This window comes from Stenotrophomonas sp. SBJS02 (assembly GCF_020428325.2).
Taxonomy (GTDB): domain Bacteria; phylum Pseudomonadota; class Gammaproteobacteria; order Xanthomonadales; family Xanthomonadaceae; genus Stenotrophomonas; species Stenotrophomonas africana.
Genome location: NZ_CP109812.1, coordinates 3,611,650 through 3,634,704, shown reverse-complemented (window position 1 = coordinate 3,634,704; position 23,055 = coordinate 3,611,650). Strand labels below are relative to the sequence as shown.

At 66.5% G+C, this 23,055-nt stretch carries 20 protein-coding genes; 12 read left to right on the top strand and 8 right to left on the bottom strand.

The window, feature by feature from the left end; all coding sequences use genetic code 11:
- The first annotated feature begins 51 nt into the window (after nucleotides 1–51).
- The gene (locus FQS62_RS16845) at nucleotides 52–3,579 is read left to right on the top strand and encodes a hybrid sensor histidine kinase/response regulator (RefSeq protein WP_208043602.1); all 3,528 of its coding nucleotides are present in this window, start codon (nucleotides 52–54) and stop codon (nucleotides 3,577–3,579) included.
- Nucleotides 3,580–4,096: 517 nt separating this feature from the next.
- On the opposite strand, the gene mdtD is transcribed toward FQS62_RS16845, so the two are convergent.
- The 5 genes from mdtD to FQS62_RS16820 all read right to left on the bottom strand — a co-directional run bounded on the left by mdtD (nucleotide 4,097) and on the right by FQS62_RS16820 (nucleotide 8,700).
- The gene (gene mdtD / locus FQS62_RS16840; RefSeq protein WP_049444752.1) at nucleotides 4,097–5,506 is read right to left on the bottom strand and encodes a multidrug transporter subunit MdtD; all 1,410 of its coding nucleotides are present in this window, start codon (nucleotides 5,504–5,506) and stop codon (nucleotides 4,097–4,099) included.
- A gap of 92 nt (nucleotides 5,507–5,598) precedes the next feature.
- Nucleotides 5,599–6,681, bottom strand: a complete 1,083-nt coding sequence (gene hemE, locus FQS62_RS16835; RefSeq protein WP_208043705.1) for a uroporphyrinogen decarboxylase — start codon at nucleotides 6,679–6,681, stop codon at nucleotides 5,599–5,601.
- Nucleotides 6,682–6,707: 26 nt separating this feature from the next.
- Nucleotides 6,708–6,947: a WGR domain-containing protein gene (locus FQS62_RS16830; RefSeq protein WP_208043704.1), complete on the bottom strand. Its 240-nt coding sequence runs from the start codon at nucleotides 6,945–6,947 to the stop codon at nucleotides 6,708–6,710.
- Nucleotides 6,948–7,048: 101 nt separating this feature from the next.
- The gene (gene aroB / locus FQS62_RS16825; RefSeq protein WP_049444746.1) at nucleotides 7,049–8,161 is read right to left on the bottom strand and encodes a 3-dehydroquinate synthase; all 1,113 of its coding nucleotides are present in this window, start codon (nucleotides 8,159–8,161) and stop codon (nucleotides 7,049–7,051) included.
- Nucleotides 8,158–8,700: a shikimate kinase gene (locus FQS62_RS16820; protein WP_057499885.1), complete on the bottom strand. Its 543-nt coding sequence runs from the start codon at nucleotides 8,698–8,700 to the stop codon at nucleotides 8,158–8,160. Before FQS62_RS16820 ends, aroB begins: the two co-directional genes overlap by 4 nt.
- A 98-nt stretch (nucleotides 8,701–8,798) precedes the next feature.
- Here FQS62_RS16820 and FQS62_RS16815 point away from each other — a divergent pair, with 98 nt between their 5' ends.
- Entirely contained in the window at nucleotides 8,799–9,002 is a 204-nt protein-coding gene (locus FQS62_RS16815) for a dodecin family protein (protein WP_005410663.1), read from the top strand.
- 6 nt (nucleotides 9,003–9,008) lie between these two features.
- On the opposite strand, the gene FQS62_RS16810 is transcribed toward FQS62_RS16815, so the two are convergent.
- Nucleotides 9,009–9,836: a kinase gene (locus FQS62_RS16810; protein WP_107380077.1), complete on the bottom strand. Its 828-nt coding sequence runs from the start codon at nucleotides 9,834–9,836 to the stop codon at nucleotides 9,009–9,011.
- 40 nt (nucleotides 9,837–9,876) lie between these two features.
- Between FQS62_RS16810 and pdxH the strand changes: the two genes are divergently transcribed.
- The 3 genes from pdxH to FQS62_RS16795 all read left to right on the top strand — a co-directional run bounded on the left by pdxH (nucleotide 9,877) and on the right by FQS62_RS16795 (nucleotide 11,468).
- Nucleotides 9,877–10,476, top strand: a complete 600-nt coding sequence (gene pdxH, locus FQS62_RS16805; RefSeq protein WP_088479628.1) for a pyridoxamine 5'-phosphate oxidase — start codon at nucleotides 9,877–9,879, stop codon at nucleotides 10,474–10,476.
- A gap of 9 nt (nucleotides 10,477–10,485) precedes the next feature.
- Entirely contained in the window at nucleotides 10,486–10,845 is a 360-nt protein-coding gene (locus FQS62_RS16800) for a YqfO family protein (protein WP_088479627.1), read from the top strand.
- A gap of 161 nt (nucleotides 10,846–11,006) precedes the next feature.
- Nucleotides 11,007–11,468, top strand: coding sequence for a DoxX family protein (locus FQS62_RS16795; RefSeq protein ID WP_208043703.1), 462 nt, complete (start codon nucleotides 11,007–11,009; stop codon nucleotides 11,466–11,468).
- Between the two features lie 74 nt (nucleotides 11,469–11,542).
- Here the strand turns inward: FQS62_RS16795 and prpR are convergent, their stop codons facing one another.
- Nucleotides 11,543–13,126: a propionate catabolism operon regulatory protein PrpR gene (prpR, locus tag FQS62_RS16790; protein WP_208043559.1), complete on the bottom strand. Its 1,584-nt coding sequence runs from the start codon at nucleotides 13,124–13,126 to the stop codon at nucleotides 11,543–11,545.
- Nucleotides 13,127–13,281: 155 nt separating this feature from the next.
- Between prpR and prpB the strand changes: the two genes are divergently transcribed.
- The 7 genes from prpB (at nucleotide 13,282) to FQS62_RS16755 (ending at nucleotide 21,553) form a co-directional block, all read left to right on the top strand.
- Complete coding sequence (gene prpB / locus FQS62_RS16785) at nucleotides 13,282–14,175, top strand: methylisocitrate lyase (protein ID WP_049444756.1); 894 nt, start codon at nucleotides 13,282–13,284, stop codon at nucleotides 14,173–14,175.
- A 36-nt stretch (nucleotides 14,176–14,211) separates the two neighbouring features.
- On the top strand, nucleotides 14,212–15,369 hold the full coding sequence (prpC, locus tag FQS62_RS16780; protein WP_088479624.1) for a bifunctional 2-methylcitrate synthase/citrate synthase: 1,158 nt from the start codon (nucleotides 14,212–14,214) through the stop codon (nucleotides 15,367–15,369).
- A gap of 97 nt (nucleotides 15,370–15,466) precedes the next feature.
- Nucleotides 15,467–18,085, top strand: a complete 2,619-nt coding sequence (gene acnD, locus FQS62_RS16775; RefSeq protein ID WP_088479623.1) for a Fe/S-dependent 2-methylisocitrate dehydratase AcnD — start codon at nucleotides 15,467–15,469, stop codon at nucleotides 18,083–18,085.
- Nucleotides 18,086–18,184: 99 nt separating this feature from the next.
- Complete coding sequence (locus FQS62_RS16770; protein WP_005410653.1) at nucleotides 18,185–18,427, top strand: type II toxin-antitoxin system ParD family antitoxin; 243 nt, start codon at nucleotides 18,185–18,187, stop codon at nucleotides 18,425–18,427.
- Entirely contained in the window at nucleotides 18,424–18,786 is a 363-nt protein-coding gene (locus FQS62_RS16765) for a type II toxin-antitoxin system RelE/ParE family toxin (protein WP_208043558.1), read from the top strand. Before FQS62_RS16770 ends, FQS62_RS16765 begins: the two co-directional genes overlap by 4 nt.
- Nucleotides 18,787–18,789: 3 nt before the next feature.
- On the top strand, nucleotides 18,790–19,968 hold the full coding sequence (gene prpF, locus FQS62_RS16760; protein WP_208043557.1) for a 2-methylaconitate cis-trans isomerase PrpF: 1,179 nt from the start codon (nucleotides 18,790–18,792) through the stop codon (nucleotides 19,966–19,968).
- Between the two features lie 124 nt (nucleotides 19,969–20,092).
- Nucleotides 20,093–21,553 carry a bifunctional 2-methylcitrate dehydratase/aconitate hydratase gene (locus FQS62_RS16755; RefSeq protein ID WP_088479620.1) on the top strand — a complete coding sequence of 487 codons (1,461 nt, stop codon included), beginning with the start codon at nucleotides 20,093–20,095 and terminating at the stop codon, nucleotides 21,551–21,553.
- 77 nt (nucleotides 21,554–21,630) lie between these two features.
- Here the strand turns inward: FQS62_RS16755 and FQS62_RS16750 are convergent, their stop codons facing one another.
- Nucleotides 21,631–22,752: a WD40 repeat domain-containing protein gene (locus FQS62_RS16750; RefSeq protein WP_208043556.1), complete on the bottom strand. Its 1,122-nt coding sequence runs from the start codon at nucleotides 22,750–22,752 to the stop codon at nucleotides 21,631–21,633.
- Between the last annotated feature and the right edge of the window lie 303 nt (nucleotides 22,753–23,055).

The window sequence follows — 23,055 nt, the reverse complement described above, 5'->3', positions numbered from 1 at the left end:
TGCCGACGCCCGCAGCGCGGGAATCATCAGGGCAGCGTGAGGAGGCAATCGGTGGTGTATCTGCGGGCGGCGATGCTGCTGCTGGTCCTGCTGTGCTGCCTGTCACCCGCTGCCGCGCAGCCGGTGCCGCCAAGCCCGCGCCAGGTGACGGTGTTCGACGGCCTGCCGTCCAACACTGTCAATCGGATGGCCGAAGATCGCTACGGCTACCTGTGGATCGCTACCAACGATGGCCTGGCCCGCTACGACGGGCGCAACTACCGGATCTGGCGTTCGGAGGACGGCCTGCGCGACAACCGCATCTGGACGGTACTGGTCGATGCGCGCAACCAGCTCTGGATCGGCACAGAGAATGCAGGCCTGGTGCGGATGTCGGCCGATCGCCGCCAACTGCATTTCTACGATCGCAGCAGCCAGCCGTTGATGGGCACCAACACGGTCTGGAGCCTGGCGACCACGCCGGACGGTTCGATCTGGTTCGGCACCCACGAGGGCGGGTTGTACCGCCTGGACAACCAGGACCGCCTGCAGCGTTTCCTGCCGGAAGCCAACAATCCGCGCAGTCTGCCGGCGGCATCGGTTCCGTATCTGGCGACACTGGCTGACGGCAGTCTGTGGGTTGGAACCAAGCACGGCGTTGCGCGCTGGACCGGCACCGATTTCGAGCGCATCGGCACCGACCTCATCCCCAGCCTCCTGATCAATGGCCTGACCGCCGAGCCCGACGGCAGCCTGTGGATCAGTACGATGGCCGGAGCCATCGTGCGCCGCCCCGATGGTCGCTTCGAAGCGCCGCCGTGGAAGCTGCCCGAGGGCGAGCAGGTGCTGGGCATGATGCTGCGCGATGAACAGGCCGGGTACTGGCTGGACACCCGCACAGGCCTCGGCCGTGCAGTCGACGGCCAGTACCAGACCGTCCCGTTGTACAGCGCGGTGGCACGCGGCCCGGTGCGACCGAACTGGACTGGCGCCTACGAGGACCGTGAAGGCGGCATCTGGTTGGCCAGCACCAACGCCGGGCTGTGGCATCTGCTGCCCCGCTGGTGGCAGTTCTCGGTGCTGTCGCGGCTGGAGGACGACCCCCGCTCGCTGCGCAACGCTTTCGTGCTGGGCACCAGCCCATCCAGCAATGGCGGCATCTGGACAGTAGGCAGCCATGGTGCGCTGGACCGCTTCGACCCGAACACCGGCAAGGTCGAGCAGCACCGTACCTGGGTGAACGGAATGCACTGGCTGACGTCGGTGCGCGAGGACCGCCGCGGACAGGTCTGGATCGGCTCGAATGACGCCCTGCTGCGTTACGACCCGAAGCGGCGCGATCTGCGACGCTGGGGCCGTGATGCCGGTGCCGACGCAACCATGGAAGGCGTCATCGAATCGATGACGACCTGTGACGGCGACAGCCTCTGGCTGATGCTGTCGTCGGGCCTGCAGCAGCGCGACCTCGATGGGCGCCTGCGTCGCCAGCTCAACAATGGCCAGCGTGGTCTGCAGCAGGGGCAGCTCAATCTTGATGTGGAATGCGGGCCGCAGGACCATGTGTGGCTGGCCAGCAGCCGCGGCCTGCTGCAGTGGTTGCCGGAAAGCGAGCGCTTCCAGCCGGTGCCGGGGGCTCCGGCGACCGCGATCCATGCCTTGCACGTCGGTCGTGATGGCCAGGTCTGGCTGTCCGAAGATGGGCGCCTGTCGCGCTATCGCTGGAGCCAGGGGCGGCTGGAACGGCAGACCGTGGTCGGCGCCGAGCAGGGCTACCCGGCGATCTCGGCGTCCGGGCTGGTGGTCGACGCGCAGGGCGTGGCCTGGGCGACCAGCGCGCGCGGCCTGGTGCGGGTTGGTGCCGATGGCCAGAGCGTGCGCCTGTATGGTGTGCACGATGGCCTGCCCAGCCAGGAGTTCCGCGAGCACACGCTGGTGATGTCGGGGGACGGCCATCTGGTAGCCGGCACGCCGGCTGGCGTGGTGGTGTTCGACCCGGAACAGGTGCGGCCCTCGGTACGGCGCGCGCCGCTGGTGATCGAACGGGTCGAAGTCCGCCGCAACGAGCAGGTGCTCGACCTGACCCATGACACGCCGTTGCAGATCGCCGATGGTGACCGTGACCTGCGCATCGTCGCGCGGCTGCTGTCGTTCGCCGATTCTGCCTCCAACAGCTACCGCTACCGGCTGGCCGGCTATGACCCCGATTGGGTGGAAGTGGGGCCCGCCGGCGAGCGTCTTTTCTCGCGCCTGGCCCCGGGCAGCTATCGCCTGGAAGTCCAGGCGCGCTCGGCCGACCACGTCTGGTCGCGGGTGCAGAGCCTGGAGTTCCGCGTGCAGCCGCCGTGGTGGCGCAGCCTGTCCGGATTGCTGGTACTGGCTTCCATCGCACTGCTGCTGACCAGTTGGTTTGCCTGGCTGTACCGCCGCCGCCTGCAGCGTCGCCACGCCTATCAACTGGCATTGCACAAGCAGGAACTGGCCGAGCAGGCATCGGCGGCCAAGACCCGTTTCCTCGCCAATCTTGGCCACGAGATACGTACGCCGATGACCGGTGTGCTCGGCATGAGCGAACTGCTGTTGGCCTCGCCGCTGGATCCACAGCAGCGCGGTTATACGCAGTCGATCCGTCACGCTGGCGAACATCTGCTGCACCTGGTCAACGATGCGCTGGACCTGGCACGTATCGAGTCCGGGCGACTGGAACTGCAGTCCAAGCCGTTCGCGCTGAGCTGCCTGCTGCAGGATCTGGCGGCGCTGATGGGGCCGCTGGCCGCACAGAAGGGCCTGCGCTTCACCCTCGACAACCAGCTGCCGCCTGGCCTGCAGGCCACGGGAGACTCGATGCGGGTGCGGCAGATCCTGCTCAACCTGCTCTCGAACGCGGTGAAGTTCACCAGCCGCGGCACCATCACCCTGCATGCGCGCAGCGACGCTGAGCTGCGCGCGCTGCATTTCGAAGTGCGTGACACCGGTCCGGGCATCAGTCAGGAACAGCAGCAGCGTCTGTTCCGCCGTTTCGAGCAGGCCGACGGCGCCCGCACTGCCGCGCAGTACGGCGGCAGCGGTCTGGGCCTGGCGATCTGCCGCGAACTGGCACAGGCGATGCAGGGGCGTATCCAGGTGGAGAGCCAGCTGGGCCGAGGCACCTGCTTCGGCGTGACGCTGCCGTTGCCGCTGGTGGTCGATGCCAATGCCGAAGCGGATGGCGAAACGCACCGCGAGGACGCGGCCAACATGCCGCCACTGCGGGTGCTGCTGGTCGAGGATGACGCGACCGTGGCCGACGTGGTGCGCGGCCTGCTGAGTGCGCGTGGGCATGAGGTGGTGCATGCGGGCCATGCGCTGGCGGCGCTGCGTGAAATCAGTGCCGGCGATTTCGACGTCGGCCTGCTGGACCTGGACCTGCCCGGCCTGAGCGGTTTCGAACTGGCCCAGCACCTGCGCAACCAGGGCTACATGCTGCCGCTGCTGGCAGTGACCGCGCGGATCGATCCGGACCTGCAGCAGCAGGTGGAAGCGGCAGGCATCGGTGGCTTCCTGCGCAAGCCGGTGACCGGCGAGCTGCTGGTGGAAGCGATCGCCAGGGTGATGGGCAGGTAGGGGTTCGGCAGGGCCTGCGGCCCTGCACCCGCTACACGCAACGGCAACAGCTGAAGCAACAGCCGAAGCAAAAGCTGGCTTCCTGTGGGATGGCGGGGTGGATCCGGTGGCGGGAGACGCCGTAAACCCATCCATGGGGGCTTGTCCGCGGCATCCATGCCGCGGACACTCCCGCCACCGGACTCACCCCGCCTTCGACAGAATCCTGCGATCTGCGGTAGATCCACGCCATGCGTGGATGCGTTTCGATTTCAATTCGAAATATTCGATCTCGATGGAGATTCATCCATGCATGGCGTGGATCTACAGGCCACCGGGAAACTGTCGAAGGCGGGGTGCTGTGGGTTTGCGGGGTGTGAGCCGCATGGATGCGGCGACCAAGCCCCCATGGACGGGTTCACGGCGGCCCCGCAAATCCACGGTACCCCGCCATCCCACGGAATTCTGCTTTGGCTGTTGCTTCAGCTGTTGCCGTTGCGTGTAGCGGGTGCAGGGCCGCAGGCCCTGCCGAACCCCCTTATTCCGCTACGTGCTCGACCTGCCGTGGCTCCGGCTTTGTATCAGGCAGTTGCCAGAAGATCATCGTCGAGGTCAGGGTGATCGCGCCTACGCACAGGAACGTGGCATGCAGCGCGGCGGTCGCGCTGTTGCTGTCCAGGTGATTGCCGAACGCGGCCAGCAGGCTGCCGGCTGCAGCGGCACCGAAACCGGCGGCGAGCATCATCACCATCGACAGCAGGCTGTTGCCGGAACTGGCGAACTCGCGGTCCAGGTCACGCAGGGTCACCGTGTTCATCACAGTGAACTGCAGCGAATTGACCGCACCGAAGAAGGCCAGCTGCAGCAGGCGCCAGGCCAGGTGCTGGCCGGGTGTCATCAGGATGAAGCTGGCCATCGCCAGGCCCACCAGCACGGTGTTGACCATCAGCACGCGGCGGTAGCCGTAGTGCTCCACCAGCTTCACTGCCAGCTTCTTCGATACCATGCCGGCGGCTGCCACCGGCACCATCATCAGGCCGGCGTTCATCGGGCCCAGGCCCAGGCCGACCTGCAGCAGCAACGGGATCAGCATTGGCATGGCGCTGCTGCCGATGCGCGAGAATAGGTTGCCGAGGATGCCGATGCGGTAGCTGGGTACGCGGAACAGTGCCAGCGAGAACAACGGCGCCGTCGAATTGGCCGCGTGCAGCCAGTAACCCACCAGCGCCGCCAAGCCGGCCACGGTCATCAGCATCACCAGCGCATGTGGCGTTCCGAGCCCGGAGATGCCGTCCAGTGCCAACGACAGCACCACCATCGCGAAGGCCAGCATGATGTAGCCACGCAGGTCGAAACGGGTGCGATGGCTGGCGTAGTGGTCGGGCATGATCTTCATCGCGGCGATGAAACCGATCACGCCGATCGGCAGGTTGATCAGGAACACCCAGTGCCACGACGCGATTTCGACCAGCCAGCCGCCCAGCGTCGGGCCGATCAGCGGGCCGACCAGGGCCGGGATGGCGATGAAGCTCATCGCGCGCAGGAAATCTTCGCGCGGTACCGAGCGCATCACCGCCAGCCGACCGACCGGCAGCAGCATGGCACCGCCGATGCCCTGTAGCACGCGCGCACCGACCAGCTGGTGCAGGTGCTGGGCCAGTGCGCAGGCCAGCGAGCCAAGCGTGAACAGGATGATCGCCACCAGGAAGGTGCGACGGGTGCCGTAGCGGTCGGCGATCCAGCCGGAGGCGGGAATGAAGGTGGCCACCGCCAGCGCGTAGCTGAACACCACCGACTGCATCTGCAGCGGGCTTTCGCCCAGGCTGGCGGCCATCGCCGGCAAGGCCGTGTTGACGATGGTCGAGTCCAGCATCTGCATGAAGATCGCCAACGAAACCAGCCACAGCAGAGGGCGCTGGCGGTTGTAGGTCGATGGCGATGTGGACATGGGGTGCGGCCGGTGCAGCGTGGGGGCCACCATGATCGCGCACTGCGGGTCACGGCGCGATCAACATCGCGCCGCAACCGCGTGCGCAGTGTTCAGCGCTGGCTGTGCGCGTGCACCGCGTCGACCAGCACCTGCACATGTGCCGGGTCCATGTCCGGTGACATGCCGTGGCCGAGATTGAACACATGGCCCTCGCGCGAGCCGCCGTTGCCGGCAGCATAGGTGTCGAGCACGCGCGCGGCGGCTGTGGCGATCGCATCCGGCGAGGCGTACAGCGTGGTCGGGTCAAGGTTGCCCTGCAGGGCGACGCGGCCACCGGTACGGCGCATCGCCTCGTCCAGGTCCAGCGTCCAGTCCAGGCCGAGCGCATCGGCGCCGGTCTGCGACAGCGCCTCCAGATGCAGGCCGGTGCCCTTGCCGAACAGGATCAGCGGCGTGCGCTCGCTGCCTTCGCCGCGCTCCAGGCCTTCGGCGATGCGCTGCAGGTAGCGCAGCGAGAACTCGCGGTACATCGACGGCGACAGCACGCCACCCCAGGTGTCGAACACCTGCAGCGCCTGCGCACCGGCCGCGCGCTGCGCGCCCAGGTACGCAATCACCGCGTCGGTGGTGACCTCCAGCAGGCGGTGCAGGGCCCGCGGGTGGTTCAGTGCCATCGCCTTGATGCGCGCGAAGTCCTTGCTGCCGCCGCCTTCCACCATGTAGCAGGCCAGTGTCCACGGGCTGCCGGAGAAGCCGATCAGCGGCACCTGGCCGTCCAGCTCGCGGCGGATCAGGCGCACCGCGTCCATCACATAGCGCAGGTCCTGTTCCATGTCCGGCACCGCCAGCTTGGCGATGGCCGCTTCATCACGTACCGGGTGACGGAACTTCGGGCCTTCGCCTTCGACGAAGTACAGCTCCAGGCCCATCGCATCGGGAATGGTGAGGATGTCCGAGAACAGAATGGCCGCGTCCAAGGGGAACCGGCGCAGCGGCTGCAGGGTGACCTCGCAGGCAATCTCCGGATTCTTGGCCATGGCCAGGAAGCTGCCGGCCTTGGCCCGGGTCGCGCGGTACTCCGGCAGGTAGCGTCCGGCCTGGCGCATCAGCCAGACGGGGGTGCAGTCCACCGGTTCGCGGCGCAGGGCGCGCAGCAGGCGATCATTGCGGAGAGGGCTGGTCACGATGGGCATTCCTTGGACGAAAGTTGGCAGCGGCGTCAGTCGCCGTGCGAAAGGATCTGGAAGCCGCGATGCAGTTCGGCATCGCGGGCCTTCTCGAAAGCATGGCGGGCTTCGTCGGCCTGCAGGAACAGCTCGCGCCGCAGCTGCGAGCGGGCACCGACGCGGCCGCTCTCGCGCAGCAGTTCCCAGCCGCCGAACAGGTCCGGGACCAGCGTCAGGCGCAGGAAGCGCGGTGCCTGCGCACCGGCGTCGGGATGTTGCAGGTAGACGTGCATGGGTCGATTGTAGCGGGGCCAGGGTGACCCCGGCCGCAACGCGGTCGTGCCGGCGGCTGGCCGGCTTCCTCGTCGCTGACGTTGCCGGCCAGCGGCCGGCACTACCGGGACGACAGCACCTTCAGCACCACCGCCTCATCCACATCCGGCACCACTTCGGCGCGGCCCATGCCGCGCCACAGCACCAGGCGCAGGCGGCCGGCCACGTTCTTCTTGTCCAGCCGCATGCGGCCGAGCAGGGCCTGCGGGTCCAGCCCGGCCGGGATCGCCACCGGCAGGCCGAGGTGTTCCAGCAGCGCCTGCAGGCGGGCGCGGTCGGCATCCTCGGCCAGGCCGAGCTCGGTGGACAGCCTTGCGGCCAGCACCATGCCGACCGCTACGGCTTCGCCATGGTTCAGCGCGTCGCGGCCCGGGGCCGCGTAGCCCTGCTCGGTCTCGATGGCATGGCCGAAGGTATGGCCGAGGTTGAGCAGGGCGCGCTCGCCCTTCTCGAACGGATCGCGCTCGACGATGGCGGCCTTGTGCCGGCAGCTGCGCGCGATGGCTTCGGAAAGCACGTTGTCTTCGCCGGCCAGCAGCGCATCGGCATGCTGCTGCAGCCATTCGAAGAACACGGCATCACCCAGCGCGCCGTACTTCACCACTTCGGCCAGGCCAGCACGCAGCTCGCGCGGCGGCAGGGTGGCCAGCACGCGGGTATCGGCGATGACCGCGCGCGGTGGATGGAACGCGCCAACCAGGTTCTTGCCGGCCGGAATGTCGACCGCGGTCTTGCCGCCTACCGACGAATCGACCATCGCCAACAAGGTGGTCGGCAGTTGCACGCAGTCCACGCCGCGCATCCAGCAGGCGGCGGCAAAACCGGCGAGGTCACCGACCACGCCGCCACCGAGGGCGAACACGCAGGCGTCGCGGGTGGCGCCGAGTGCGGCCAGCGCTTCGATCGCGCGGCCGAATTCAGCCAGGGTCTTGGAGGCTTCGCCGGCGGCCAGCACGTGCTCGCCGACGATCAGGTCGGGGCGGGCAGCCAACAGCGTCTGCTTGACCGACGCCAGATAGCGCGGGGCCACTTCGCTGTCGCTGAGCAGCAGCACGTGGCGGCCGCGAACATGCGAGGCCAGTGCAGCACCATCGGCCTGGGCTCCGGCGCCGATGGTGATGGAGTAGGGGCGGTCGCCGCCAACGGCGACCTGCAGCAGGGCGGGGGAAGTCATGCGGTCAGGTCCTGGCGCTGCCATTGCGTGGCCAGCTTGACCACCAGGTGGGCGGTCGCGTCGGCAGCGGTATACGGGTCGGTATCAAGGGTGAGGTCGGCCAGTTCGCGGTACAGCGGGTCGCGGTGTGCGGCAAGATCGTGCAGCACCTGCTCGCGGTCCGGGCGCTGCAGCAGCGGCCGGCCCTTGTCGCGGGCCAGGCGTTCCAGCTGCGCGGCCACGCTGACCCGCAGGTAGACCACGAAGCCGCGTTGGGCGATCAGTGCACGGTTGTCCGGATCCAGCACCGCGCCGCCACCGGTGGAGACCAGCTGGCCGCGACCTTCCAGCACGCGGGCAAGCGCCTCGCGTTCATGGCTGCGGAAGCCGGCTTCGCCGGAGTGCTCGAAAATGGTCGGAATGCTGGCGCCGGCGGCATCGACGATGGCCTGGTCGACATCGACGAAGTCCAGCGTGAAGCGCTCGGCCAGGCGGCGGCCGATGCAGGTTTTGCCGGCGCCCATCGGGCCGATCAGGATCAGGTTCGGAGCAGGATTCATGCCCTGTGATGCTAACACCTCCGTGCCCTGGCCTTTACGTCCTTCACGTCAGGGTAGGCGTTCCTGCGGGGTTTCCCGCGCCAACCGGAGTACAGGCCATGACGGTCGCCAAGGTTATCGAAATCACCGCCTCCTCGCCGAAGAGCGTGGAGGACGCCGTGCGCAGCGGTCTGAAGAAGGTCTCCGAGACGGTCAAGGGCATCCAGGGCGCCTGGGTGAACGAGACCAAGGTGGTCACCAATGGCAGCGGCGAAATCACCGAATGGCGGGTCAACCTGCGGGTAACCTTCCTGGTGGAATAGGCGCGCTCAGCGCACGTCCTGCACCTGTCGCTGGCCGTCCAGCATCACTACGTGGTCGGCCAGGGCGGGCAGGGTAGCCAGCGCCTGCCGGCTGACCCGTTCGTAGTACTGCACGAAGCGCTCCAGCTGCGGCCGGCTCATGCCGTGCCGGCCCGGCTGCGCGGCCTGCAGGTTCTGCTCCTGCTGCCACCGCCAGCGCGGTACCACCGAGAAATCCGGTGGCTGCAGGAACCACAGGCGGTCGCAGCGCTGCCACAGCGCCGGGTAGTCGCGGGCCAGCGCCTGGTTGCACCAGCGCCGCCAGCGAGCATCGGCGTCGGCTTCGCGCTCCAGTGCGTTCAACGGGCTGTCCAGCGCGTCGTCATCCTGCGCAGGCGTGCCCAGGAACCAGCCTTCGAAGACCAGCAGGTCCAGCGGTTGCTTCAGCTGCAACCATTGCGCCTCGGGCAGGCGTTCATCGGCCAGCTTGTCGAAGCGCGGCATCGCGAAAGGCTGGCGTGTGTCCACGGCGTCCAGCACCGCATGGGCCAACGCCAGGTCATGGGTGCCCGGCGGGCCTCGGGTGATCAGCAGCGGGTGCACCTGGCGGGCCAGCCGCTGCCGCTGTGCGCGGGTCAGGTAGACATCATCGATGGACAGCGTGGCGGCGTTCAGGCCGCGCGACTGGGCGCGCGCCACCACCTGTGCGGCCAGCGTCGATTTGCCGCTCCCCTGCAGGCCGCTGATCGCCAATACTGGAACCGCTGCACCGCTGCCCAGTGCATCGTCCAGCACCTGTTCGGCCAATGTTTCGGGGAATCCTTTCACCTGGGGCATATACGCAGCAGCGGCCATGCAGCCACAATAGCCCAATCCGTGTGAGAAGAACGCAATCATGAGCGACCTGTACGCCGAAGCCCTGTCCACGTTTGCCGACCTGTTCGAAGAAGCCAAACAGAGCCGCGAGGTCGAGCCGAACGCGATGACCGTGGCCACTGCCGATACGCACGGCCGTCCCTCGGCACGTACCGTGCTGCTGAAGGCGTTCGACGAGCGTGGTTTCGTGTTCTACACCCACCTGGACAGCCATAAGGGCCAGGAGCTGCAGGCCAATCCGCAGGCCGCGCTGTTGTTCCTGTGGCGCAGCCTGCGCGAGGCCGGTATCCAGGTGCGCATTGAAGGCCGTGTCGAGCAGGTCGCCGATGCCGAAGCCGATGCCTATTTCGCCAGCCGCCCGCGCATGAGCCAGATCGGCGCGTGGGCCTCGCAGCAGTCGAAGACGCTGGCAACGCGCGAAGAGTTCGACGCGCGCGTGGCCGAGATCGAAGCCCGCTTCGAAGGCAAGGACGTGCCGCGCCCGGAGGGTTGGAGCGGCCTGCGTGTGGTACCCGACCGCATGGAGTTCTGGTACGGCGCGCAGTTCCGCCTGCATGAACGCTGGTGCTATGAAGCCGGTGCCGAAGGGCGCTGGAGCAAGCGTCTGCTGTATCCGTAAGGCTGCCCGATGCAACGCCTGCCGCTGTACCGCGTGGTGGTGTTCGTGCCATCGGCAGCACTGGACGCGGTGAAGCAGGGCATCCTGGCGGTGGACGCGCTGGCTGCCGGCGACTACGAACACGGTATGTGGTGGTCGGCGCCGGGGTTTGAACAGTTCCGTCCACGCGTGGGTGCGACGCCCGTACGGGGTGAGGCGGGTCGCACCGAAGTGGTCGACAGCGTGCGTCTGGAATTCTGCCTGCCGCGTGATCCGCAGCGGCTTCAGCGCATCTTCGAACAGGGCATTGCGCCGCATCACCCGTGGCAGGTGCCGGTGGTGCAGGTGGAGGAAATCGAGCTGCTGCTTGCTGATGCAAGCTCCTTGTAGAGCCGAGCCATGCTCGGCTGCTGTTGCTCTGGCGCGTAAGGCAGTCGAGCATGGCTCGACTCCACAAGAGCTCGTTGTCGCGAACGGACTGGTCAGCTTCATCTGCGAGCAGGTCAGCAACCGGCACACTCCGAAGAATTCCCTCGATTTCCGGAGTCGCCATGCCTTCCTGGCGCTGCCTGTTCGCCGTACCTCCCATCCGCCGCGGCGTGGAAGCGCACCTGCTGCTGCTCGCCCGTATCGTCGCCGGTGTGATGTTCTGCGTGTCCGGCTGGAACAAGGTGTTCACCGACGCGGGGCGCGAGCGCATGGTGCATACGCTGATCGATGCGGGAATTCCGCTGCCGGTGTTCAGTGCGCCGGTGCTCGGTTCGATCGAATGGATCGCGGGCGGCCTGTTGGTATTGGGGCTGCTCAGCCGCCCCTCGGCGTTGCTGCTGGCGGGCATCTGCGCGGTGGCTGCATTGACCGATGGCATCGCGCGCATTCCTGCCGGGCTTAGTGTGCCGGATTGGCTGAGCTGGTTCTTCTATCTGAGTGAGGTGCCGCTGGGCGTGCTGCTGTTATGGGTTGCGGCAGTGGGCAGCGGCCGGTTTGCGATAGAGGCGCGCTGGGCACGCTGACGGCACGCACCCTGTAGAGCCGAGCCCATGCTCGGCTGCTTCTGCGGGAAGATCAGCCGAGCATGGGCTTGGCTCTACAGGCCTTCAGCGCGCAGCCAGCGCCACAGCGTGGTGCGTGATACGCCCAGCGCCTGTGCCATCCCCTCGCGGTCATTGCGGTGTTCCTGCAACAGCGTTTCCAACTGCGCACGCGGCGGGCGCTTGCCGTTGCTTTCCACTGGTAGCGCAGCGGCGCCCTCATTCACCAGCTCGGGTGCCAGCTGCAGCAGTCGCGCGGCATCAATCAGCCCTTCACCGGGTTGCCAATGGATGCGCAGCCGATCCACCAGATTACGCAATTCGCGCACATTTCCGGGCCACTCGGCGGTGGTCAGCACCGCCAGTGCCCCCGTATCCAGGGGCGCGTCGATACCACGCAGCTGGCGGAAGAAATGCTGCGCCAGCAGCGGGATGTCACCGCGCCGGGCACGCAGCGCGGGCAGGGCGATGCGCAGCGCGGCCAGGCGGTAATACAGGTCGCGGCGGAAGCTGCCGGCCGCCACGCGCTGCTCGAGCGACTGCAGGGTCGCGGCCACCACGCGAAGGTCGACCGGGGTCGGTTCGGTGGCACCGACACGCAGTACCTCGCGTTCTTCCAGCACGCGCAGCAGGCGGGTCTGCAGTGGCAGCGGCAGTTCGCCGATTTCATCCAGGAACAGGGTGCCGCCGTCAGCGGCCTCGACCAGGCCGACGCGGCCGCCACGGCGTGCGCCCGTGAAGGCGCCATCGCTGTAGCCGAACAGCTCCGCTTCCAGCAGCGATTCGCTGATCGCGCCGCAGTTCAGTGCCACGAAGCGGCCACGGCGGCCGCTGGCGGCGTGCAGCTGGCGCGCCACCAGTTCCTTGCCGGTGCCGGTTTCACCGGTGACCAGTACGGTGCTGTCATGCGGTGCGTACAGCGCGATCTGCGCGCGCACCTGCGCCATCGCGTCGCTGTCGCCGAGCAGGTCGTGGGCATCGCTGCGCGGTGCGGCGCGGCGGCGCGGCGCGGGCCGGCTGCCGCCGGAGCGGGCCAGGGTCTGGGTCAGTTCCAACGCATGCTCGAACGCTTGCCGTACCGAATCTGCCGAGTACAGCAGCACACCGGGCAGGCCGGCCTGTTCGGCATGATCGATGGCCATGCCGGTGCCGACGATCACCTCGATGCCGTTGGCGCGCAGGTCGGCGATGCAGTCGCGGGCGTCCTCGCGGGTGACGAAGCGGCGATGCTCGATATCCAGGCCGAAACTCTGCTGGAAGTTGCTGAACACCGGCACGTCGCTGGCGTGGGTGACCAGGCCGATGCGGCTGGCGATTCGACGCGCCCGGGCCAGCGCTTCCATCAGGTCGAAGCCGTTGGCCTGGATCGGCACCAGCGGCAGCTCCAGCCGGCTGCGCAGCCAGGCCGCGTTGGAGCCGCCGGCGATGACCACGTCACAGTGCTCGCGGCGCAGACGCTGGCCGATCACGTCCACCGCTTCCTCGAAGCCGAGGTTGATCTGCTCGATGCGCGCGCGGCGGTCGAACTCGGGAATGACGTCGCCGAGCAGGCCGGTCAGCCGCGAGACGCTGACGGTCCAGATCACCGGGCGGCCGGAGTCGGCATCGGCGTGGCGCAGAGGCGAGCGGGGCAGGTACATGGCGGCGCGCGTTGGACGGGATGTTTCATGATACATCTGTTTCAATGTTTCATATGTTTCACTGTTGAGCGAGCGTCATTCCCGTGAAATCAAGGGCTTGCAGCTTGGCATGGTGCTTGCGCTCTCTATCCCCGTACTTCAACCTGGATTGCCGCATGACCGCTTCCGCCCCTTTCTCCGCCGGTGCCCGCTTCCGTGAGGCGCTGGCTGCCGAATCGCCGCTGCAGGTGATCGGCGCGATCAACGCCAACCATGCACTGCTGGCCAAGCGCGCCGGCTTCCGCGCCATCTACCTGTCCGGCGGCGGTGTTGCTGCCGGCTCGCTGGGCCTGCCGGACCTGGGCATCAACACCCTGGAAGACGTGCTGGTGGACGTGCGCCGCATCACCGATGTCTGCGACCTGCCGCTGATGGTCGACATCGACACCGGCTTCGGCCCGAGCGCATTCAACATCGCGCGCACCGTGAAGTCGCTGATCAAGGCCGGTGCGGCCGCCTGCCATATCGAAGACCAGGTCGGCGCCAAGCGCTGCGGTCACCGCCCCGGCAAGGAGATCGTCTCGCAGGGCGAAATGGTGGACCGCGTGAAGGCAGCCGCCGATGCCAAGACCGATCCGGACTTCTTCCTGATCGCGCGTACCGACGCCATCCAGGTGGACGGCGTGGACAAGGCCATCGAGCGCGCCATTGCCTGTGTCGAGGCCGGTGCCGACGGCATCTTCGCCGAGGCCGCCTACGATCTGGATACCTACCGCCGCTTCGTCGACGCGGTGAAGGTCCCGGTGCTGGCCAACATCACCGAATTCGGTGCCACTCCGCTGTTCAGCCGCGATGAACTGGCTTCGGCCGGCGTCGCCATCCAACTGTTCCCGCTGTCGGCCTTCCGTGCGGCCAACAAGGCCGCCGAGAACGTCTACCAGGCGGTGCGCCGCGATGGTCATCAGCGCAACGTGGTGGAAGTCATGCAGACCCGCGAAGAACTCTACGACCGCATCGGCTACCACGCCTTCGAGCAGCAGCTCGATGCACTGTTCGCCGCCAAGAAATAAGCAGTACCCTGCACCATCAAGTTTTCGGAGGGAAACATGAACGATACGACCGCAACCCCGACCTTCAAGCCGAAGAAGTCCGTCGCCCTGTCCGGCACCGCTGCCGGCAACACCGCGCTGTGCAGCGTGGGCCGTAGTGGCAACGACCTGCACTACCGTGGCTACGACATCCTGGACCTGGCCAACACCAGCGAGTTCGAGGAAATCGCCTACCTGCTGGTGCACGGCAAGCTGCCGACCCGCGCCGAGCTGGTTTCCTACAAGGCCAAGCTGAAGTCGCTGCGTGGCATCCCGGCCGCGGTGAAGGCGGCGCTGGAAGAACTGCCGCCGTCGGCGCACCCGATGGACGTGATGCGCACCGGCGTGTCCGTGCTCGGCTGCGTGGCGCCGGAGAAGGACGACCACAACCATCCGGGCGCGCGTGACATCGCCGACAAGCTGATGGCCTGCCTCGGTTCGATGCTGCTGTACTGGTACCACTGGAGCCACAACGGCCGCGCCATCGACGTGGAAACCGACGATGACTCGATCGGTGGCCACTTCCTGCATCTGCTGCACGGCGAGAAGCCGCAGGAGTCGTGGGTGAAGGCAATGCACACCTCGCTGATCCTGTACGCGGAACACGAGTTCAATGCCTCGACCTTCACCTGCCGTGTCATCGCCGGCACCGGCAGCGACATGTACAGCGCGATCTGCGGTGGCATCGGCGCGCTGCGCGGTCCGAAGCACGGCGGCGCTAACGAGGTGGCGTTCGAAGTGCAGAAGCGCTACGACACCCCGGATGAGGCCGAGGAAGACATCAAGGCCCGCGTCGAGCGCAAGGAAGTGGTGATCGGTTTCGGCCACCCGGTCTACACCGTCTCCGATCCGCGCAACAAGGTGATCAAGGATGTGGCCCGCGAGCTGTCCGAAGAGCAGTCGAGCATGAAGATGTACAACATCGCCGAGCGCCTGGAATCGGTGATGTGGGACATCAAGAAGATGTTCCCGAACCTGGACTGGTTCAGCGCCGTCAGCTACCACATGATGGGCGTGCCGACCGCGATGTTCACTCCCCTGTTCGTGATCGCCCGCACCGCCGGCTGGAGCGCGCACATCGTCGAGCAGCGTATTGACGGCAAGATCATCCGCCCGAGCGCCAACTACATCGGTCCGGAAGACCGCGACTTCGTCGCCATCGACAAGCGCGTCTGATCCACCTGCTGTACCCATCCGGCCGGCCGCGTGCCGGCCGGATGCTATCGCCGCCGCACCGCCGGCACCCGGCCCGCCTCAAGCACTCCGCCAGCCCATGAATACCGATTACCGCAAGAACCTCCCCGGCAGCGCGCTGGATTATTTCGACGCGCGTGCCGCTGTCGATGCGATCCAGCCCGGCGCCTACGCCACCCTGCCGTACACCTCGCGCGTGCTGGCCGAGAACCTGGTGCGCCGCTGCGATCCGGCCACGCTCGGCGATTCGCTGAAGCAGCTGATCGAGCGCCGTCGCGACCTCGATTTCCCGTGGTTCCCGGCACGCGTTGTGTGCCACGACATCCTCGGCCAGACCGCGCTGGTCGATCTGGCCGGCCTGCGTGATGCGATCGCCGACAAGGGCGGCGACCCCGCCAAGGTCAACCCGGTGGTGCCGGTACAGCTGATCGTCGACCACTCGTTGGCAGTGGAATGTGGTGGCTTCGATCCGCAGGCGTTCGAGAAGAACCGCGCGATCGAAGATCGTCGCAATGAAGACCGTTTCCACTTCATCGACTGGACCAAGCTGGCCTTCGAGAACGTGGACGTGATTCCGCCAGGCAACGGCATCATGCACCAGATCAACCTGGAGAAGATGTCGCCGGTGGTCTACGTGCAGGACGGCGTGGCCTTCCCGGATACCTGTGTGGGCACCGACAGCCACACCCCGCACGTGGATGCGCTGGGCGTGATCGCCATCGGCGTGGGCGGCCTGGAAGCCGAGAACGTGATGCTGGGTCGCGCGTCGTGGATGCGCCTGCCCGACACCGTCGGTGTCGAACTGAGTGGTCGCCCGCAGCCGGGCATCACCGCCACCGACGTGGTACTGGCCCTGACCGAGTTCCTGCGCAAGGAGCGCGTGGTCGGCGCCTGGCTTGAATTCTTCGGCGAGGGTGCTGCGGCACTGACCATCGGTGACCGCGCCACCATCTCCAACATGTGCCCCGAATACGGTGCCACCGCCGCGATGTTCTACATCGACGGGCAGACCATCGACTACCTGCGCCTGACCGGGCGCGAGGAATCGCAGGTAGCGCTGGTGGAGAACTACGCGCGTACCACCGGCCTGTGGGCCGATGACCTGGCCACCGCGCAGTACGAGCGCGTGCTGCGCTTTGACCTGTCCAGCGTGGTGCGCAACATGGCTGGCCCGTCCAACCCGCACAAGCGAGTGGCCACTGCCGAACTGGCCGAGCGCGGCATCGCCGACGAAGCCAAGCTGGAAGCCGGCAAGGCCGAGCAGGCGCAGGGCCTGATGCCCGATGGCGCGGTGATCATCGCCGCCATCACCAGCTGCACCAACACCTCCAACCCGCGCAACGTGATTGCCGCTGCACTGCTGGCGCGCAACGCCAACGCGCGTGGCCTGCAGCGCAAGCCGTGGGTGAAGTCGTCGCTGGCGCCGGGTTCCAAGGCCGTGCAGCTGTACCTGGAAGAATCCGGTCTGCTACCCGACCTGGAACAGCTCGGCTTCGGCATCGTCGCCTTCGCGTGCACTACGTGCAACGGCATGAGCGGTGCGCTGGACCCGAAGATCCAGCAGGAAATCATCGACCGTGACCTGTATTCCACGGCCGTGCTGTCAGGCAACCGCAACTTCGATGGCCGTATCCACCCGTACGCCAAGCAGGCCTTCCTGGCCTCGCCGCCGCTGGTGATCGCCTATGCCATCGCCGGCACCGTCCGCTTCGATATCGAGAAGGACGTGCTGGGCGTGGATGCCGACGGCAACGAGGTGCGCCTGAAGGACATCTGGCCGAGCGACGCCGAGATCGACGCGGTGGTGAAGGCCTCGGTGAAGCCCGAGCAGTTCCGCAAAGTCTACAACCCGATGTTCAACGTGCGCGTGGAGCATGGCGCCGCGGTCAGCCCGCTGTACGACTGGCGCCCGCAGAGCACCTACATCCGTCGTCCTCCGTACTGGGAGGGCGCACTGGCCGGCGAGCGTACGTTGGCAGGCATGCGCGCGCTGGCGGTGCTGCCGGACAACATCACCACCGACCACCTGTCGCCGTCCAACGCGATCCTGGCCTCCAGTGCCGCCGGTGAATACCTGGCGAAAATGGGCCTGCCGGAAGAGGACTTCAATTCCTACGCCACCCACCGCGGCGACCACCTGACCGCGCAGCGCGCCACCTTCGCCAACCCGAAGCTGTTCAACGAGATGGTGCGCAACGACGACGGCAGCGTGAAGCAGGGCTCGCTGGCGCGGGTGGAGCCGGAAGGCAAGGTCATGCGCATGTGGGAAGCGATCGAGACCTACATGGACCGCAAGCAGCCGCTGATCATCATCGCCGGCGCCGACTACGGCCAGGGCAGCTCGCGTGACTGGGCCGCCAAGGGCGTGCGCCTGGCCGGTGTGGAAGCGATCGTGGCCGAAGGCTTCGAACGCATCCACCGCACCAACCTGATCGGCATGGGCGTGCTGCCGCTGGAGTTCAAGCCGGGCACTACCCGCCTGACTCTGGGCATCGATGGCACCGAGACCTTTGACGTGATCGGCGAGCGCACCCCGCGTGCCGAGCTGACCCTGGTCATCCACCGCCGCGACGGCCAGGACGTGATCGTGCCAGTGACCTGCCGCCTGGACAGCGACGAGGAAGTGGCGATCTACGAAGCCGGTGGCGTGCTGCAGCGCTTCGCCCAGGACTTCCTGGAAGGCGCCAAGGTGGCGTGATACCGGCCTGAATGCCTGCCCCCGGAGGCCGGGGCGGGCTTGTCCGACACCCGGGCAGGGCGCACACTGACTTGGCAAAAACTGCCAATGGAGAGTCTCATGGCCACCATGAACATTTCGCTGACCGACCCGCTCAAGCAGTTCGTGGACGAGGAAGTGCGTGAAGGCGGCTACTCCAGTACGTCGGACTACGTGCGTGACCTGATCCGCCAGCGCCAGCGCAGCAAGGCCGAGGAACTGCTCAAGCAGCTGATTGCCGAGGGGCTGGCCTCTGGTCCTTCGGCGCCTCTGGCGCCGGATCACTTTGACAAGCTCCGTGAGCGTGCACGGAATCGCAAGTGAAGCCCTCGCACTGGTCCCCCGCAGCGGTTCGAGATCTTGACCAGGCCGCAACCTGGTATGGGGATCGTGGCGGAGAGGCATTGGAAATCGGCTTCATCGATGCGGTGGAATCCGTTGTGAAGCTTCTGGAAGCGCACCCTGGTGCCGGTTCCGCACTGCATGCGGACTTGTTGCCATCCCTCGCTGCCCCGTTGCGCTTTCATCCGGTTCGTCGCTTCGACGGCTACCTGATCTACTACGTTGAGCTACCTGCGCACATTTCCATTGTGCGCGTCTGGAATGCTTCGCGGGGCATGGAAGCATTGTTCGAAGACGAGGGACTCAACCCCGATATTGGTTCGTCGCATCCAGGATATTGATCCATGACCTTCCTCCCGCAACTCCGTATTCCCGCCACCTACATGCGCGGCGGCACCAGCAAGGGCGTGTTCTTCCGCCTGCAGGATCTTCCCGAGGCCGCGCAGGTGCCGGGCGCCGCGCGCGATGCGCTGCTGATGCGCGTGATCGGCTCGCCCGATCCGTATGGCAAGCAGACCGACGGCATGGGCGGCGCCACCTCCAGCACCAGCAAGTGCGTGATCATTTCCACCGCCTCGGTGCCTGACCACGATGTGGACTACCTGTACGGGCAGGTCTCGATCGACACCGCCTTCGTCGATTGGAGCGGCAACTGCGGCAACCTCAGTACTGCAGTAGGTCCGTTCGCGATCGCCAATGGGCTGATCGATCCGACCCGCGTACCGCGCGATGGCGTGTGCACCGTGCGCATCTGGCAGGCCAACATCGGCAAGACCATCATCGCCCACGTGCCGATGCGCGATGGCGAAGTGCAGGAGATCGGCGATTTCGAGCTGGATGGCGTGACCTTCCCGGCGGCCGAGATCCAGCTGGAATTCATCGATCCGTCCGATGACGGCGATGCAGGCGCGATGTTCCCGACCGGCAACCTGGTCGATACCCTGGAGGTGCCCGGCGTCGGCGCCTTCGAGGTAACCATGATCACCGCCGGCATTCCGACGATCTTCCTCAACGCCGCCGACCTGGGCTACACCGGTATCGAGCTGCAACCGGCGATCAACGAGGACAAGGGAGCGCTGGAGCGCTTCGAGAAGATTCGCGCCTATGGCGCCTTGCGCATGGGTCTGATCAGGAACCTGGAAGACGCGGCGACACGCCAGCACACGCCCAAGGTGGCGTTCGTTGCACCGGCACAGGACTACGTCTCGTCCAGTGGCAAGGCGATTCCGGCATCGGCCATCGATCTGCATGCGCGCGCGTTGTCGATGGGTAAGCTGCATCACGCGATGATGGGTACCGCAGCCGTGGCGATCGGTACCGCGGCGGCGATCCCGGGCACGCTGGTCAATCGCGCCGCCGGCGGCGGCGAACGTGAAGCGGTGACGTTCGGCCATCCGTCCGGCACGTTGCGCGTGGGTGCGCAGGCGGCACTCGTTGACGGCCAGTGGACAGTGACCAAGGCCATCATGAGCCGCAGCGCCCGCGTGCTGATGGAAGGCAGGGTGCGGGTACCGGCCGAGTGATGCGTTGGTAAACGCCAACCAAGGTTGGCGACTACCGGGCCGCAGAGACCGATTGCTTTGGTAGATGCCAACCTTGGTTGGCAGGGTGCACGGGCAACCGTGCACCGCAACGAGGAGATCGACGATGTCCGACAGTCACACCCCATCCAACGAGCGTGCAGCGTGGGATGCGCTGCTGGTTGACATCGTCGATTACGTACGCGACGCCCGCATCGACTCACCGCTGGCGTTCCAGACCGCACACCACTGCCTGCTCGATACCCTGGGCTGCGGCCTGGAGGCACTGTCTTTCCCGGCCTGCAGCAAGCTGCTTGGGCCACTGGTGCCGGGCATCAGCGTGGTCAACGGGGCGCGCGTGCCGGGTACGCACTACGTGCTGGATCCGGTGCAGGCGGCCTTCAACCTGGGCGCAATGGTGCGCTGGCTGGATTTCAACGACACCTGGCTGGCCGCTGAATGGGGCCATCCTTCCGACAATCTCGGCGGCATCCTCGCCGTCTGCGATTGGCTGGGCCGCAATGCGCAGGCCCTGCGTCGTCCGCCGCCGACCATGCACGATGTTCTGCTGGCGATGATCAAGGCGCACGAGATCCAGGGCGTGCTGGCCCTTCAGAATTCCTTCAACCGCGTCGGGCTGGACCACGTGGTGTTGGTCAAGGTCGCCACCACTGCGGTGGTCGCCCAACTGCTCGGGCTGGACCGCGAGCGCATGCTCAATGCGCTGTCGTTGGCCTGGGTCGATGGCCAGTCGCTGCGCACCTACAGGCACGCACCCAACACCGGCTCGCGCAAGAGCTGGGCCGCCGGCGATGCCACCAGCCGTGGCGTGCGCCTGGCGCTGATGGCAGCCAGCGGCGAGATGGGCTACCCCAGCGCGCTCAGCGCACCGGTCTGGGGTTTCGAGGCGGTATCCATGCACGGCCAGGCACTGACGCTGGGGCGACCGCTGGGCAGCTATGTGATGGAGAACGTGCTGTTCAAGATCAGCTACCCGGCCGAGTTCCACGGCCAGACGGCCGTGGAGGCGGCGATCACGCTGCACCAGCAGCTGCGTGCTGCGGGGCGGCGGGTCGAGGACATCGCGCACATCGACATCCGCACCCAGGAAGCCTGCATCCGCATCATCGACAAGCAGGGGCCGCTGCATAATCCGGCCGACCGCGATCACTGCGTGCAGTACATGGTGGCCATCGCGCTGCTGCACGGGCGGCTGGTGGCCGAGGACTACGAGGACGACATGGCCGCCGACCCGCGCATCGACGCGCTGCGGGCGAAGATGGCCTGCTGGGAAGACCCGCAGCTCAGCGCGGACTATCTGGACCCGGACAAGCGCAGTATCGCCAACGGGCTGACCGTGCGCTTCACCGATGGCAACGGACTGCCGGAGGTACTGGTGGAGTACCCGCTCGGCCACGCGCGGCGCCGGCAGGAGGGTATTCCGCTGCTGATGGACAAGTTCCGCCGGCACCTCGCGCACCGGTTCCCGACCGGCCAGCAGCAGCGCATCCTGGCGGCCTCGCTGGACCCGGTGGCGCTGGCCGCGATGCCGGTGACGGACTACGTGGACCTGTATCTGCCGGGGTAGGGGCTCTGGTAGATGCCAGCCTTGGTTGGCGTCAGGAGCGCCAACCAAGGCTGGCATCTACCATTGTGTGCGCCGGATCAGATCACGTATGTGGAAAGGCATCCATAGTCGGTCCGTACCGAGATGGCGTTGTCTCCCGTCCATGCGATATGCGCGGTACGTACCACATGATCTATCGCAAAGCTTCGAATTTCCCTCATGTCCGCGAAGTCATGGAGGATGATCTGTCCACGGCGCAGGATGGCCAGTCGCTTACCGTCGGCGTCCAGCGCAAAGTCGGCTCGTGTCATGTCAGCGAAATTCGGCCAGCCGGAAGGACACGCCCCTGTTGCCGTATCCAGGCACAGCAAGCGCCATTTTCCATATTGTTCCAACGCCAGCAGCCAGCGCCCATCGGGGCTCCACTCCATCTTGGTGATCATTTCAAAATCACTTCGATGTCGGCGGACAGTTTCCGCCTGAGCGATATCGATGTACTCGATCTCACCGGGAGTGGCGCAGCAGGCAAGCATTGCGGCATTCGGGGAGAGCGCGCCCATCATCTGCCTCGAATGCCCGCCCACCATCGCGGGGGTACGTGTCAACTGCAGTACGCGCTGCCTATTGGCGAGTCTCATGACCGTTACATGATCGCTATCATGCCACGCGACGTGCCCGTTGGACGTTGTCAGGAACGGCGATGACATTACCGTTGCATCACTGATCCGCTGGGCAGGACTGCCATCAGATGGCCAAAGGTAGATGCCGGAGTGGAATCGGATCAGGAAGCCGGTGCCGTCATTCGCAGGGAGTGCTGACCATGCAAGATCGGTTTTGCCGGGGCGCCACTCATGGAGTGTCCTGGCATCGTCACCAACGAGCACCAGCATGTCGGTTGCTGCACCAGACGCATCCTCATCCTGATGCCGGTTGGTCACTACTCTGCCAGCGCAGCCGGCAATCATCAGGGCCCCTGTATAGCCGCCGCCGATGTACCTCTGCATGCTCGGTTGCCCTGCTTCAGCGGCAGGATTCACCAGTACGAAGCCCTTCTTCAGCCGCGACCATTCCTGCTTGACTGCCCATGCAACGGCTTCGTCTGGCCCTGGGAACTCCTTCGGCTGCACTTTCGGCTTGGCAGCGTTGCCGGACGTCACTTCCACAATCGCACCTTCACAACGGGTGCCCCAGATCTTTCCGGTCGTCGGATCGTGGAGCAAGCGCTCTCTTGTCACGTCGGGTTGCCTTTATAAGTTGGGCGGACGCTCGATGCTACAGCGATGATTGAAGGTGGGTCGGCAGTGGGTGGATTGGGGGTTATCTCCGACACTGGTGGACGGTTTTGGCTTCGTGTGCAGGGGCGCCGCGCGGGTTGGTGGGCTGTTGATGTGTGGGCAGCGCCGCGCCCGGGGCGCCACCCGGGTACCCGTCTGGCGACGCCGATCCCGCCGGGCATGGCCCGGCGCTACCCTTGGCCCCGCTTTCCGACCGCCGGGGCGTCAACACCTTGACGCGGCGCGCCT

What these genes read in the sequence shown, in the direction of transcription:
- mdtD (WP_049444752.1), bottom strand. Translation starts at nt 5,506, where the DNA reads ATGTCCACATCGCCATCGACCTACAACCGCCAGCGCCCTCTGCTGTGG.
- hemE (WP_208043705.1), bottom strand. Translation starts at nt 6,681, where the DNA reads ATGCCCATCGTGACCAGCCCTCTCCGCAATGATCGCCTGCTGCGCGCC.
- FQS62_RS16830 (WP_208043704.1), bottom strand. Translation starts at nt 6,947, where the DNA reads ATGCACGTCTACCTGCAACATCCCGACGCCGGTGCGCAGGCACCGCGC.
- aroB (WP_049444746.1), bottom strand. Translation starts at nt 8,161, where the DNA reads ATGACTTCCCCCGCCCTGCTGCAGGTCGCCGTTGGCGGCGACCGCCCC.
- FQS62_RS16820 (WP_057499885.1), bottom strand. Translation starts at nt 8,700, where the DNA reads ATGAATCCTGCTCCGAACCTGATCCTGATCGGCCCGATGGGCGCCGGC.
- FQS62_RS16815 (WP_005410663.1), top strand. Translation starts at nt 8,799, where the DNA reads ATGACGGTCGCCAAGGTTATCGAAATCACCGCCTCCTCGCCGAAGAGC.
- FQS62_RS16810 (WP_107380077.1), bottom strand. Translation starts at nt 9,836, where the DNA reads ATGGCCGCTGCTGCGTATATGCCCCAGGTGAAAGGATTCCCCGAAACA.
- pdxH (WP_088479628.1), top strand. Translation starts at nt 9,877, where the DNA reads ATGAGCGACCTGTACGCCGAAGCCCTGTCCACGTTTGCCGACCTGTTC.
- FQS62_RS16800 (WP_088479627.1), top strand. Translation starts at nt 10,486, where the DNA reads ATGCAACGCCTGCCGCTGTACCGCGTGGTGGTGTTCGTGCCATCGGCA.
- FQS62_RS16795 (WP_208043703.1), top strand. Translation starts at nt 11,007, where the DNA reads ATGCCTTCCTGGCGCTGCCTGTTCGCCGTACCTCCCATCCGCCGCGGC.
- prpR (WP_208043559.1), bottom strand. Translation starts at nt 13,126, where the DNA reads ATGTACCTGCCCCGCTCGCCTCTGCGCCACGCCGATGCCGACTCCGGC.
- prpB (WP_049444756.1), top strand. Translation starts at nt 13,282, where the DNA reads ATGACCGCTTCCGCCCCTTTCTCCGCCGGTGCCCGCTTCCGTGAGGCG.
- prpC (WP_088479624.1), top strand. Translation starts at nt 14,212, where the DNA reads ATGAACGATACGACCGCAACCCCGACCTTCAAGCCGAAGAAGTCCGTC.
- acnD (WP_088479623.1), top strand. Translation starts at nt 15,467, where the DNA reads ATGAATACCGATTACCGCAAGAACCTCCCCGGCAGCGCGCTGGATTAT.
- FQS62_RS16770 (WP_005410653.1), top strand. Translation starts at nt 18,185, where the DNA reads ATGGCCACCATGAACATTTCGCTGACCGACCCGCTCAAGCAGTTCGTG.
- prpF (WP_208043557.1), top strand. Translation starts at nt 18,790, where the DNA reads ATGACCTTCCTCCCGCAACTCCGTATTCCCGCCACCTACATGCGCGGC.
- FQS62_RS16755 (WP_088479620.1), top strand. Translation starts at nt 20,093, where the DNA reads ATGTCCGACAGTCACACCCCATCCAACGAGCGTGCAGCGTGGGATGCG.